The following is a 13,739-nucleotide window of genomic DNA, read 5'->3' as shown; positions in this document are numbered from 1 at the left end:
ATGCCTTGTCTGCGAGCGCTTCTACACCGTTTCGTTACGCAACCTGGTGAAATATGCGGACTAAATATCTGTGTGAATGGAAAGAGTCAAATATTTGAGTTGCATTAGATGGCTACCTCACATAGATTATTTAATGAATTCACCATTTTGAAGGAGTGATTATGATGGATGCGGACAGATCTTTTCAGGCTCCCTGGGGCTCACTTCTTAAAGTACTCAGTCTCCTTGGCATTGTTATAATCATAGGTTTACCGGGATGGCTTCTTCTGTCAAAAGGCGGTGCAGTAATAGAAGCGATTCTATACTGTGTGATCCCGATTATCGTACTTTTCATCGCTCTGCTTTTCACTGTTAGAGGGTATGTGATCAAAGGCAATGTTCTCGGAATAAGGAGGCTTCTCTGGGAAACGGAATTTGATCTCTCTTCCCTTGTGTCTGTCTATCGCGATGCCAAAGCTATGACAGGTTCAATCAGAACCATGGGTAATGGAGGGCTTTTCAGTTTTTCCGGAAAGTACAAAAGCGGGAAACTTGGTTCCTTCCGGGCTTTTGTCACTGATTTCAGAAACTGCGTGGTTCTTACATTTGATAAACAGGTAATTGTTGTCTCACCTGAAAATCCTGATATGTTCGTGGAAATTCTGCGTAACATACAGAACGCTTCATACTGAACACTGAACAGTATGTGGAATGTCCGGAGTTGAATAACATGGAAAGAGAATATCCATCCTGTGCAAGATGTCCCTATACTGCTGAAGAACGTCTGTGTTCAACACAGTCGGGAAAAGCTTTACCGTACTGTCCGACTGCTAATACCGAACTTCTTAAAAAAGCAAATGTTGAGTTCGAGAATCAGGATATCAGGGAATTCGCCAGGCAGGCTTCAATTCAGGAGGGCGAAGGTTACCGGAACAGAAGTCCGCAGAATACCTGTCCTGAACCCTGTAAACCACGGCTTCTTGAGATAGTTGAATTCGCGAAAAAAATGGACTTCAGTAAGCTGGGGCTTGCTTTCTGCACAGGTCTTTCAAGAGAAGCTGGAGCTATAGAGAGTTTTCTGACCGAAAAAGGTTTTGAGGTTGTCTCTGTAATCTGCAAGGCAGGAAGAACGAAGAAAGAATTCATCGGAATCAAAGACAGTGAAAAAATCAGACCGGGAACAGATGAATCGGTGTGCAATTCTATATTTCAGGCTATGGTTCTCAATGAAGCGAAAACGGAATTCAATATAATGATTGGTTTGTGTGTCGGACACGATTCACTGTTTCTGAAATACTCTGATGCTTTTTGTACTGTCCTTGCAGCAAAAGATCGGACTTCAGCACACAATCCTCTAGCAGCGGTCTATACTCTGGAAAGCTACAGTCGGTATCTGAAGGAAGATTAGATCTGGCAGAATTTGCACGCCAATCCGGCCATGTTTGCTATGCTAATCAATTCCTCGCGGTGCTTATCAACAACATCCGAATCGATCTTCGAGAATCTCACAGTCAATTTGCTACCATCAGTACGAACGCGAAATCTTCCCTGTACTAAAGGCCGAAGCGGAGCTTCCATTTTTTCTACAAGCTCAACAAGTTCTAAAGTAATCGAGTGCCCCTCAACAATCCTTGTAGCAAGACATGAATCTGAAGGCTTTTCTGTTCCGCAGGCCGCAAGTGCGGCAGCCATTCTGCCGATGTCCGCCTTTCCCATACCGGCTTCAAGGAAAGGATGAATAATTCCGTACTCCCTGGCAGCCGCCAGACCTGGTCTGTACTCTTCCTGATCATCAGTATTCGTGCCGTCCATTACCACAGCGTATCCAAGAGATCGGGCTTTCTCCCGAAGTTTCCTGTAAATTTCCCGCTTACAGATATAGCAGCGCTCAGGTGTATTCTTTCTGAAAATCGGATTATCCAGCAGATTTACGTTCACAAAAATCGATTCTATTCTGATTTCAGCTGCAACTCTTTGAATAGAATTTCTGTAGAATCCCGCAAGAAACGGTGAATCCGCGGTCAGTGATACAACATTTTGCGGATTAAGAACATCGACCGCAGCTCTCAGAAGAACTTCGCTGTCGGCACCACCAGAGAAGAGTATCGCGCAGCGAGAAGCATCAAGCAAAAATATCTTCAGCGAACCCGGGACAATCACAATTACTCCTCTGGTTTATACTATGTCCTGCCACTTATAATATGATGGCTATATAGAGAAATGTCCCTGATAAATTAGGTGGTCTATGAAAATAGCTGTTTTCGATCCTTTCTGCGGTGCTTCCGGGAATATGATTCTCGGTGCTCTTATCGATGCCGGTGCAGATCAGTCAGGTTTGAATGAGATGCTTTCAAAGCTCAACCTGAACGGCTGGAAAATCGCCACGGAAACAGTTTCTAAAAAAAGCCTAAGAGGGACTTATGTCGAGGTACAGGTTCCACTCGAAACCGAAGCAAGAAAACTTCGAGATATTGAAAAAATAATCAGGAATGCAAATTTACCTGAATCTGTCACCGGTAATAGTCTCAAATCGTTTCAGAAGCTTGCCGAAGCGGAAGCGGAAGCTCATGGAATACCTGTAAACGAAGTTCATTTTCACGAAACAGGCGCGATGGATGCCATAATTGATATAGTGGGAAGCTTCTGTTGCCTTCATCTGCTTGGAATTGAGAGGGTTTTCTCTTCTCCCATTGCGACTGGAACAGGTACTGTAACCTGCGCGCACGGTACTCTGCCTGTTCCGTCTCCTGCAACAGTATCTCTTCTCAGAGGTGTTCCCACCTGCCCTTCCGGCATAAGATCTGAACTGACCACTCCCACCGGCGCAACCATACTTGTCAACGCAGTCGAATCATGGGGTACCCCTCCCCCCCTGATTCCTGTCAGTTCCGGAATGGGCGCCGGTATATTCGACCTGGAAAGACCCAATCTGCTTCGCGTTACGATTGGAACTCAGGCGGGGAGTATCGGATGTAATCATGATAATTGTATCGAATTAAGAACAATCCTGGACGATATGGATATGAGAATCTGGCCTGATACTGCTGATCTTATTCTCGAATCCGGAGCTTTTGACTGCTATGCGGCAATGTGTATCGGCAGAAAAGGCAGACCTTCAATCGAGGTAACTGTTCTTTGTCCTTCTTCGATGAAGGATGATGTCATTGAATGCATTTTTCGTAATACAACAACTCTCGGAATAAGGATTCGGGAAACAGAAAGGGCTGTCCTTGAAAGGGATTTCATTGATGTATCGACAGAATTCGGTACGATTCCTGTCAAAACAGGTATCTTTGAAGATGAAATAATACATTTGGAGCCCGAGTATGAAGATTGCGCGACTGCATCAAGAACTTATAATGTTCCAGTGCAGACTGTTATAACCGCGGCAAGAATCGCGGCTGATCAATTGAAAAAGGGAGGGTGATTCTTCTGGAAGATTATTCAAAAGACCTCCCGATGACATCTCTGGGCAGGAAGAAAATACGATCAACAGCGTTGTTCCTTCTGGCGCTTGTACTATCGGCTTTCTTGATCAGTTTCCTTTTTTCTCTCAATCCGGAACCTCCCAGCGAGAGTATTCTTTCAGATGTTGATGATTTTCCGCGGGAGCATATCTGGTTCAACAGCAGCGAACCTCTGAGTATTTACAACCAGCTCAGAAGACATGTAGTCGTTGTTTTCTTCTGCAGGATGTCTACTCTTTCAGATGTTCAGTATTTCACATTGCTTAAGGAGATTCAAACTGAATTCGAAGAACAGCCTCTTGTTGTGGTGATTGCATTGGAAACATCCGAAAGCTCTATCGAAGAACTGGAAAGCATCGTTAATGACTGGGGCATTGATTTTCCAGTGATCGTTGATAACCGAGGGATTGTATCAAACCGGTTCAATGTCAGTTCATACCCTGCTTTGCTGGTTCTTGACTCACAGGCGAGAGTATCCGCAAGATTCTACACCGGATGGGAACAGGCTGATCTTAAAGGCATTGTTGAAGATCTCCTCCAGCTGGAGGGAGCCATGCGACCTTCTCCGAGTCCGGTTTTCAGACCGGATGGAGAATCATTCATTCCGAATTCACTTCGGGCGGAATCCTGACCGGTTTGAATCTCTCGAACGATCTTACGCGGCAAAGTATAATTCACTTCCTTGAGGGTGAAGGACCCGATTCTGAGCTGTTTGAGGCTGCGAGAGCTGCTCTTCTGGAATCAGCAGGTTCCGGTGTTTTTCTCAGAGGAATTATTGAACTGTCAAATAATTGCAGGAAGAACTGCCTCTACTGCGGACTCAGAAGAGATAACAGAAACTTTTCTCGATATACGATTCCTTTTGATGAAGTTGTTAACGTATTTGAATCAGGATACTCGAAGGGTTTGCGCTCTTTTCTGCTTCAATCGGGGGAACTGCTTGGAGCTATGCATATTGACCATATAGAGAGGATACTCCGATGGGTTTCTGGAAACCTTGAGGGAGTCAGGATGGTGCTTTCAACCGGAGAACTCCCTATCAGGGTTTTGGAAAGACTTAAAAAAGCAGGCGCTCACAGGTACCTTCTGAGGATTGAGACTTCTACGCCGGAATTGTATGAAAGATTTCACCCTGACGATGGTCTTCACAAATACGATGACAGGTTGCGTACTCTTCAGATGATCAGATCAACAGACTGGCAGACCGGAACTGGTGTCCTTATCGGCCTGCCTGGACAAACTGCTGAGAATCTGGCCGATGATCTGCTGTTCATGAAAAAAATGGATATTGATATGTGCGGTATGGGACCCTATCTTGAGCATGAACAGACTCCTCTCTGGGACAGACGAGGTGAACTCAGCCGATGGGAGGAAAGGGAACTTCTGACACTGCGGATGATCTCACTGCTGAGAATTCTGCTTCCAACTATCAATATCGCTGCCACTACAGCTCTGCAGACTCTTGACCCTGAAGGTCTTGAAAAAGGTCTCATGGCAGGAGCGAACGTTGTGATGCCGAATCTCACCCCGATGAAATACAGAGAGAATTACAATCTTTACCAGGGCAAAGTGCATGTGAAGGACACCCTGGATGGAATTCTAAAAATACTGGAAAATCGATGCGGTGCGATTGGAAGAAATATTGAACTCGGAAATCCCGGGGATCCGCTTCATTTTGTAAATCGAATGAAAGCACAGGCAGGTGATTGAACTGAATAGTCATGAAGTGTATGAACTCCTTGAATTATTGAAGAAGGCTGGTATTTCCCCCGAAGAAGCTCTCGATATCCTGAATTCACAGCTTACTTCTCAACTGGGATTCGCAAGAGTGGATACGGGTAGAGGCGTAAGAGCTGTTCTTCCCGAGATCGTACTTGCTTCGGGGAAGGATTTCGAAGAAGTAAGAGCTGTAACTGAGAATCTCTTCAGCAGGGCAGGCCTTGCAATAGTATCCAGAGTTGAAGTTGAACTTGGCGAATACCTTCGGAAAGCTTTCCCGGATGGTTCCTATCACGAGAGAGCTCATATTTATACTCTCGGAAGTAACGAAACTGAATACAGGGAAAATGAGGGATCAGTTGCTGTTGTCTCCGCTGGAACATCAGATCTTCATGCAGCTGAGGAATCTGCTGTAATTCTGGAGACTATGAATGTTGATGTGAATCGATTTTATGATATCGGAGTAGCGGGAATCCACAGACTGGGACATATTCTTCCCGATCTTCGGACTAATTCTGTCTGCATCGTCTGCGCTGGAATGGACGCTGCTCTTCCAACTGTAATTGGAGGTTTGTACAAAGGACCTATAGTTGCAGTACCAACATCCACAGGATATGGTACCGCATTCAAGGGAGTCACTGCGCTCCTTTCGATGCTTAATTCATGCAGTCCGGGAATATGCGTAATGAATATCGATAACGGACTTGGCGCGGCGGCAGCTGCACTTAGAATATTGAGAGGAAACTATTAGCATGTATCTTGTAACCGGAGGTGCCGGCTTCATCGGCAGCAATATCGCAAGGAAAGCTCTGGCAGGAGGAGAGAAAGTCAGGATTCTGGATAATTTCTCAACCGGTCACTGGGCCAATCTGGCTGATATCAGAAATGATATCGAAGTAATAGAAGGTGATCTCCGCAGCTATCACATTGTACGGAACGCTATGGAAGACGTAGAAGTTGTCTTTCATCAGGGAGCGCTTCCCAGTGTTCCGCGTTCAATATCTGACCCGATAACAACTAATGAAGTGAACGTTCAGGGTACTTTGAATATCCTTCATGCCGCTCTGGACGCCGGTTGCAGACGGGTTCTTTTTGCTTCTTCCTCTTCTATTTACGGAGATGCCGATGAGCAGGTCAAAACCGAGGATCTTCACGTAAAACCCCTTTCTCCCTATGCCGTCAGTAAACTTGCCGGAGAGAAATATATGCAGGTTTTTCATCATATCTACGGACTGGAAACCGTTGCCCTCCGATATTTCAATGTCTTCGGCCCCTACCAGGATCCTGACAGTCCCTACTCCGCTGTTATTCCGCTGTTCATCAGAGCCTTCTATGAGAGAAGAAAGCCTGTGATAAATGGAAACGGCGAGCAGTCAAGAGATTTTACTTTTATTGCAAACGTAGTTCATGCAAATCTTCTTGCTGCAAATGCTCCTGAAGCTCCGGGAAGAATGCTGAACATAGCATGCGGAGACAGTATTACAGTAAACAGACTGGCTTCCGAAATAGCAAGATTAACGGACAGGGAAGATATTATCCCTCTTTATGGCCCGGATCGCCCCGGAGATGTAAAACACAGCAGGGCTGATATTTCTCTCGCTGAAAATCTTCTGGGATATGAACCTGTGGTCGCTTTTGAAGAGGGTTTGGAAAGCACCGTATCTTTCATGCTTGAGAACCTTCCATGATTAACGGCAGAACTAATGAATCTACTGGATACTGAATCGGTTGTTCTTGCAGATGGCGCCATAGGTGAGTACCTCTTCTCTCTTGGTTTTCCGGGTTCATATCTTGCATGTGAAGCGGTAATCAGATCTCCTGAAATACTGGGCAGCATTCACAGGGAATACGCCTTCGCAGGGGCAAAGATTCTCACCACTGATACTTTTGACGCAAATGTGCTGAAGCTGGATATGCATGGTCTGGCTGATAGATGCAGGGAGATCAACAGCAAAGCAGCAAAGCTTGCTGCAAGGATTCCGGACTGCATGGTCGCAGGCGCGGTTGGACCGCTTAACTCAGGCCGTTCTTTCAGCCTGGGACAAAGTGATCCTGATCATCTCCGCGAAGCTTTTGTTCCACAAATCGAAGGATTGCTCGAGGGTGGTGCTGAACTGATTCTTCTTGAGACTCAGGTTGATCCTCGGCAGGCAAGGCTCATATACGATATTGTTCGATCCATGTCCCTTGATATCCCGATTGCTGTCAGTTTTACATTCGGTCAGGACATCCTGACTCCATCAGGTTTCTCTGTGAACGATACTGTTGATGTGTTCAGGGATACAGATATCGTGATGCTTGGGGCAAACCATGGTATTGGCCCTCTTCAGTTCCTGGACATCCACCGGAGATTGAAATTGATATCGCCTTTCCCCATTCTTCTTGAGCCGAATTCCGGAACAGGCAAATATGTTGACGGTCGTTTTATCTTCCCTGACAATCCGGAACATTTCAGCAGATGCATGCTTTCATGTACGGACAGTGAAACAGCTCTGATAGGAGGTTGCTGCGGAACGACGCCTGCTTTCATCTCACTGCTTGCAGAAAGACTGCGGAATAAGGAGAAAACATCGGTAACTTCAGAATGGATTTCTGAAACGGGTGGTGAAGTTCCGGCTGTCAGAGCTTCTGATACTCCCCCGGGTCTTGCAGGGCAGTTAACCAGGAAGGATGCTCTTATTATCGAACTCCTTCCCCCCAGAGGAGGAGATTTCTCAACCTTCCTGTCTCGAGCTGAAAAACTTGAACAATTCGCTCCTGTAACAATAAGCATTCCTGATTCACCGATGGGCAGAGTAAGAGTCTCTCCATGCCTCGCTGGACTCTATCTCAGAGAAGAACTGGGCATTGAACCGCTTGTACATTTCGCTCTCAGAGACAGGAGCCTCACGCGGGTGCAGTCGGACCTGCTTGGTCTTGCCGGTACGGGCGTACAGGGTCTGTTTCTCATATCGGGTGACCCTCCTTCTCTTGGGGATTATCCCGAAGCGACAGCAGTCTATGATCTTACAACAGAGGAAACCCTGGAACTGATACAGCACCTTATAAACGGACTGGATTTCAATAAAAGAAGTATTGGGGCCGGAGCGGGATTTTTCCCAGGTACCGCGATCAGCCTGGGCGGTGAATCTCAACTTGAGAAAATAAAAAAAAGATGGGACAGGGGTTGCAGGTTTTTCATAAGCCAGCCCGTTTATTCTCTGGAAACAATTGAACATTCTGTGAAACTGATGAAGGAGTACCCGATCCTTCCCGCTCTCATGCCGCTTCGGAATAGAATATCCGCTGAATATCTGGCTTCAGAAGTTCCCGGTATTTCAATTCCGGATCATGTTATGTCAAAGATAGGATCTCTTGATGACAGGGATGTTCTTTTATACTCCGTTGATCTTCTCTCGGAACTCATGGAGCATCTGAGAGGTATCTCTTCAGGAGTTTATCTTGCGGGATCGAGAAAAGGAAGCCGTATGCTGGCAGAAGCATGGCGTTCGCAGAGATAATTCGTTTCAGCGAGCTTTTACCGCTATCAGTACATCGTTCATCAATCTCTGAAGAAGCAGTGGTTGGGGTATCTATCGAGAATAGTGCATATATGCTCGAACATGTCAGAAGCTTGACGGGAGTAGTGGAATGGTACAAGCACAAAGGCTGAGACAACTTCTACGTGAGAGGATAGTCTTCCTCGACGGGGGAATCGGAACAGAACTGATGAGGTCTGGAATGCCGGTCGGTGTATCTCCCGAGGAATGGGCTGCCGCTCATCCTGATGTTCTCAGGTCGATTCACCGTGAGTACGCCGATGCTCATGCTGATATCGTTCTCACATGTACTTTCGGAGGTACAGCGGCAAAACTTGGAAATCCTGATAATGTACGGGAGCTGAATTCTCTACTGGTTAAGATAGCTATTGATGAAGTCGGAGACAGAGTCATGGTTGCCGCCAGTATCGGACCCACCGGGAACATGATTCATCCATCGGGAAACATGACCTGGAAGGACGCCTACGATCTTTTCAGTGTACAAGCGAAAGCTCTCTCGACAGCCGGCATCGATATATTCTTCCTTGAGACTTTCTCCGATCCGAGGGAGCTGAAAGCAGCAGTTCTTGCCGTAAAAGACTCCGATCCGGACGCATTCATATCCGCCCAGATGACGTTTGGATCCGGAGGTCTGTCCTTATCAGGAACGTCACCCACAGCACTTTCTCTTCTGATGAACCAGCTTCCTGTTGACGCTACCGGGGCTAATTGCTCAACAGGTCCGGAAGAATTACTTCCGGTCATACAGGAGATGGCTCGTTTCTGCGAAAAACGGATAACTGTTGAACCTAACGCAGGTTTGCCTGTTGATGGTCATTATGAAATGAATCCTGAAAGATTCGCGGGATGGATGGAGGATTTCGCATGTAGCGGAGCATCAATAATTGGAGGATGCTGCGGCTCCGGCCCTTCACATGTACGGGAATATACTTCTCTTCTTGGCAGACGCCCCGCGAAAGTGATAAACACCGAAAAGTTCCTCGCTCTGACTTCGGTTGACCGTATAGTACCTGTGGGAGACAGAATGCTTACTGCAGGTGAATCCATCAATCCTACCGGAAAAACGCAGCTTCAAAAATCGCTTTCAGAGAGTGATTTTCTCGGTGTAGTCTCTCTGGCACGTGCTCAGGGAAGAGCAGATATAATTGACGTGAACCTTGGCCTGGAGAGAATTCTCCCCGAAGGGTTTGTTTGCGAACTCTTCAGTCACCTTTCCCTCGGCGCACCTCTTTCAATTGATCTGTCTGATCCGGTCAATATCGAAAAAGCCTTCAGCGAGCTTGGAGGAATCGGAATACTCAACTCGCTCACAGCATCAGAAGAATATATACTGGACAGAGTTGATACTCTCCTTCGCCACGGCGGATATATTGTTCTTCTGCCGATAGACGAAGATGGTCTTGGAGAAACTCCATCTGAAAGACTGTCGAAGATTGAAAAGGGCATCTCTATCCTGAGGAAGGCGGGTTTTCCGGAAGACAGAGTGATTGCCGATCCTATCGTAAAACCTCTGGGTACAGGCGCAGACGCGGGAATAACCCTGGAAACTCTCACACTCCTGAAGGATCGAGGGCTTCTGACTATTGCCGGAATCTCCAATATCTCTCATGGACTTCCTGAGCGGAGTGGTATCAATGCTGCTCTTCTGTCTGCTATGGCCGCGTATGGGCTCGATATCGCTATCATCGATGTGCTTGATTCGATGATGCTGGAGGCCCACACGTACTCACAAATACTGCTGGGCAAACTCGAACCGGTCGAGAGAAGACTGCCTGAACTTGATGCACAGGGAATATCGCCGGATTTCATGGGAATACTCAGGAAAAACATCATTATTGGTGATAGAAGGCAGACGGAGTCAGCCGGAAGAGAGCTTCTTGAAAGCGGTGTATCTGCGAGTGAAATCCTCGAGAAATGCCTGGCCAGCGCTATGGAGAAGGTTGGCGATCTCTACAGCAGAAGAAAGCTTTTTCTTCCTCATCTTATAGCCGCTGCTGATGCGTCGAAAACACTGATGACTCTTCTTGAACCGCACCTTACGAAGGATGGAATACCGGAATACAGAGGAAAAGTTATTCTGGCATCTGTCAGGGGTGACATACATGACATAGGCAAGAATCTTGTAGCACTGTTTCTCAGGAATGCAGGTTTTGAAGTAATCGATCTTGGAAAGGATGTTCACGCAACAGTCATCGCAGAGAAGGCTGAGGAAATTGATGCTGATATCATTGCTCTCTCCGCGCTGATGAGCACAACAGCCCCGGAAATGGAGAAAGTAGTGACCGTCGCGAAGGAGAGGAATCTTAAAGCCCGGATTCTAATTGGAGGTGCTGTAATCACGGAGGAATACGCAAAATCCATCAGTGCCGATGGATACGCCCGTGACGCCTACCAGGCAGTACTTGAAGCCAAACGTCTGGTGCCACCCACCAATAAACAACACAAATAAACGGTGTCATATAGCAGACAGTCATTGGGGACACGCAGCAGAGCCTGCATGTCCCCTAGTGCTATTGAATCTCTAGCAGATAAATCTGCTGGTACCCGCAGGCAGGATCTTCCGCATAAGCAAGAATACCATGTGAATCAATGAAGAAACGCCAAGAACCGCCATCAGGCGGGTTTCCCGCCACTACTGCCGTAAAAAGTTGTTTCCCTGTAGCATCGAAAACATCGAAAGTGGGCGTAATCGGTCCTCCTCGAAGTACCCAGATGTTTCCTTCACCATCAATTTCGATTCCTCTGATCAATGGTTTATAGGGATCCGGGTTCAGCTCAGGGAAATCATCGCCCATAATAGCGGCCTTTGATTCAAGGATGTATTTCTCAATCTCCAGTTCCTCTTCGGTACGAAGTACCGGTTCCAGATCCAGTTCCAGTCTGTTGATCTCATTCCCGTCCGGGTCATAGATCATAACAACTGCTTCTTCTGCAGAACGGGGAGCAATATATACATTTCCATTGAAATCAGCTGCTATATCATAACCGTACCAGAGTAATTCTATCAGCCCGGCCATATCGGAAGGATCGAAGGGAACTGTGTCTTCAATATAGGTCTTCAGAGGCTCTTCAGAACCGTATTCGTACTTTGATATAGAAACCAATATCCGTGCTTCTCCTGTGGATGTGTCGAATGTCAGATCCTTCCGAACATATGAACTGTCCTCTGCACCTTCTAAACATGTGGGAGGAGAGCCGAATGACTGTTCGGAACCGAGCCATTCTCCTGTAGCGTAATCGAACTGATGAAGACCGAGAATCTCACTTCCCTCACCGGACATGAATATGTGTCCGTCCTCTGATATCGAAAGAAAAGCTGCATCCTGGAGTTCCCCTGGACCGTTTCCCTTTTTGCTGATCTGCCTGAGGTACTCACCGGACGGTGAGTATACCCGTACACATGATCGTGAGCAGTCCAATACGGCAATATTACCGTCGGGACCGTAGAAAAGACCTTCCAATGCTCCCATGACATAAAGGGAGTCACCCATTTCTATACCGAGTGAGTCTACAAGAATGAGTGAAACTGTCCTGACTTCCTCAACTACTTGCAGCGTTTCGTCCTGATCCGGTTCACTCCCGCCGCAACTTATCAATAACAGAAGTGATACCAGTGTTGCTACAGCTATTTTCCTCATGTTATATCTCCTCGTTTGGAATCAGTAATATTTCAGTTCTTAATATAAGAGCGTTTCCCATAGACACATAATTTCCTACCACCGTGCAGTGTATTTGTTTCTAATATCGTTATTGTAGGGGATACGCACCAAAGAGTCCTGCTTTTTGGGGACATGCACCAGAGAGTGCATGTCCCCGATGCTATTGCATCTCAAGCATATAGATTTTCTGGAAGCCGGATGCAGGATCTTCCGCGTACGCAAGTATTCCGTTCTCGTCCATATAAAAGCGCCATGTGCTTCCATCAGGGGGATTGCCGGCAACCCGTGCAGTGTAGAGGAATTCCCCTGAACTGTCAAACACGTTGAATGTCGGGATTGAAGGCCCTCCCTGAAGTACCCAGAGGTTCCCGGATCCGTCTACTTCCAATCCCCGGATAAGAGGTTTGTATGGATTCGGCTCCAGACCAGCCGGATTCTCATCGGAGGCAATGGCTTTAGCGCGGAGGATATTCCTCTCCATTTCCATCTCATCTTCAGTTCTTGCTACCGGCTCAAGATCAAGCTCAAACCGGTATTTCTCCTGACCGATGGAATCGAAGGCTATGACAAGCGCTTCTTCAGTCGATCGGGGAGCTATATATACGTCTCCATCAGCAGTTGCTGCTATGTCGTAACCATACCAGTCGAGTTCCAGCATTCCGACATCGTCAGAAAGATCGAAGCGAACTGATTCCTCGTAATAAGTCTGAATTGGTTCTTCCAGACCGACTGCATGCCTGGCTATTGATATAAGCAGCCAGGGTTCTCCGTCTTTCATCTCGAATCCGATGGTCTTGCGCACATAGGAGTTTTCCTCTGATCCCTCGAGACAGCTGGGGGGAACGAAAGTATGCTCGGATTCGAGCCATCTGCCGGTGAAATAGTCGAATGCATGAACTCCATACTCGGAACTGCCTGTTCCCGACATGTAAACATGCCCATCCTCTGAGATAGCCAGAAAAGTCACACTCTGCAGTTCGCCTGGACCGTTTCCCCTGTTGCCTATCCGTCTGAGATACTCCCCTTCGCGTGAATAGATCCGCGTACATGATCTGCCGCAATCAAGAACTGCAATATTACCATCAGGCCCGAACGCTACGCTTTCTACTCCGCCCATCACATAGTTGGAATCACCCTGTTCAACTCCGATGGAATCAACAGGTACCAATACGACGGATGGTTCTGATTCAACGGCTACCGTGGCATCTGTCCCTTCCTGCATGCTCTTTCCACAGCTTATAAGCGCGAATACTGCCAGTGACATTACAGTGATATTCTTGAACATTTGATGATATCCTTTCTTAATAATACTAACAAGTTAATACTAGAGAAAAACAGAATGTCAAGTATTTCACCAAATTTGATTACTAAGATCC

The 13,739-nt window shown here is 46.8% G+C and carries 12 protein-coding genes; 9 read left to right on the top strand and 3 right to left on the bottom strand.

Going from position 1 to position 13,739, the window contains the following annotated elements:
* The first annotated feature begins 161 nt into the window (after positions 1–161).
* Positions 162–671, top strand: coding sequence for a PH domain-containing protein (locus tag K8R76_02355; protein ID MCD4847015.1), 510 nt, complete (start codon positions 162–164; stop codon positions 669–671).
* 38 nt (positions 672–709) lie between these two features.
* Positions 710–1,387 carry a DUF1847 domain-containing protein gene (locus tag K8R76_02350; GenBank protein ID MCD4847014.1) on the top strand — a complete coding sequence of 226 codons (678 nt, stop codon included), beginning with the start codon at positions 710–712 and terminating at the stop codon, positions 1,385–1,387.
* Here the strand turns inward: K8R76_02350 and K8R76_02345 are convergent.
* The gene (locus tag K8R76_02345; GenBank protein MCD4847013.1) at positions 1,384–2,139 is read right to left on the bottom strand and encodes an ATP-dependent sacrificial sulfur transferase LarE; all 756 of its coding nucleotides are present in this window, start codon (positions 2,137–2,139) and stop codon (positions 1,384–1,386) included. The genes K8R76_02350 and K8R76_02345 overlap by 4 nt on opposite strands.
* Before the next feature lie 85 nt (positions 2,140–2,224).
* Here K8R76_02345 and larC point away from each other — a divergent pair, with 85 nt between their 5' ends.
* The 7 genes from larC to K8R76_02310 all read left to right on the top strand — a co-directional run bounded on the left by larC (position 2,225) and on the right by K8R76_02310 (position 11,153).
* Positions 2,225–3,406: a nickel pincer cofactor biosynthesis protein LarC gene (larC, locus tag K8R76_02340; protein MCD4847012.1), complete on the top strand. Its 1,182-nt coding sequence runs from the start codon at positions 2,225–2,227 to the stop codon at positions 3,404–3,406.
* The gene (locus tag K8R76_02335; GenBank protein ID MCD4847011.1) at positions 3,403–4,077 is read left to right on the top strand and encodes a redoxin domain-containing protein; all 675 of its coding nucleotides are present in this window, start codon (positions 3,403–3,405) and stop codon (positions 4,075–4,077) included. Before larC ends, K8R76_02335 begins: the two co-directional genes overlap by 4 nt.
* 5 nt (positions 4,078–4,082) lie before the next feature.
* Positions 4,083–5,156, top strand: coding sequence for a [FeFe] hydrogenase H-cluster radical SAM maturase HydE (hydE, locus tag K8R76_02330; GenBank protein MCD4847010.1), 1,074 nt, complete (start codon positions 4,083–4,085; stop codon positions 5,154–5,156).
* Positions 5,149–5,916, top strand: coding sequence for a nickel pincer cofactor biosynthesis protein LarB (gene larB / locus K8R76_02325; protein MCD4847009.1), 768 nt, complete (start codon positions 5,149–5,151; stop codon positions 5,914–5,916). Before hydE ends, larB begins: the two co-directional genes overlap by 8 nt.
* 1 nt (position 5,917) lies before the next feature.
* Positions 5,918–6,853, top strand: a complete 936-nt coding sequence (locus K8R76_02320) for an SDR family oxidoreductase (protein ID MCD4847008.1) — start codon at positions 5,918–5,920, stop codon at positions 6,851–6,853.
* Positions 6,854–6,868: 15 nt separating this feature from the next.
* The gene (locus tag K8R76_02315) at positions 6,869–8,665 is read left to right on the top strand and encodes a homocysteine S-methyltransferase family protein (GenBank protein ID MCD4847007.1); all 1,797 of its coding nucleotides are present in this window, start codon (positions 6,869–6,871) and stop codon (positions 8,663–8,665) included.
* Positions 8,666–8,795: 130 nt separating this feature from the next.
* A complete protein-coding gene (locus K8R76_02310) occupies positions 8,796–11,153 on the top strand; it encodes a homocysteine S-methyltransferase family protein (protein MCD4847006.1) in 2,358 nt (785 codons plus the stop codon).
* Positions 11,154–11,214: 61 nt separating this feature from the next.
* Here the strand turns inward: K8R76_02310 and K8R76_02305 are convergent, their stop codons facing one another.
* Positions 11,215–12,342 carry a hypothetical protein gene (locus tag K8R76_02305; protein ID MCD4847005.1) on the bottom strand — a complete coding sequence of 376 codons (1,128 nt, stop codon included), beginning with the start codon at positions 12,340–12,342 and terminating at the stop codon, positions 11,215–11,217.
* 181 nt (positions 12,343–12,523) lie between these two features.
* Entirely contained in the window at positions 12,524–13,648 is a 1,125-nt protein-coding gene (locus tag K8R76_02300) for a hypothetical protein (GenBank protein MCD4847004.1), read from the bottom strand.
* Between the last annotated feature and the right edge of the window lie 91 nt (positions 13,649–13,739).

This window comes from Candidatus Aegiribacteria sp., from assembly GCA_021108435.1.
GTDB lineage: Bacteria > Fermentibacterota > Fermentibacteria > Fermentibacterales > JCC-6 > Aegiribacteria.
Note: the sequence above shows the minus strand (reverse complement) of the source record. Positions and strands in the feature narration are given on the sequence as shown.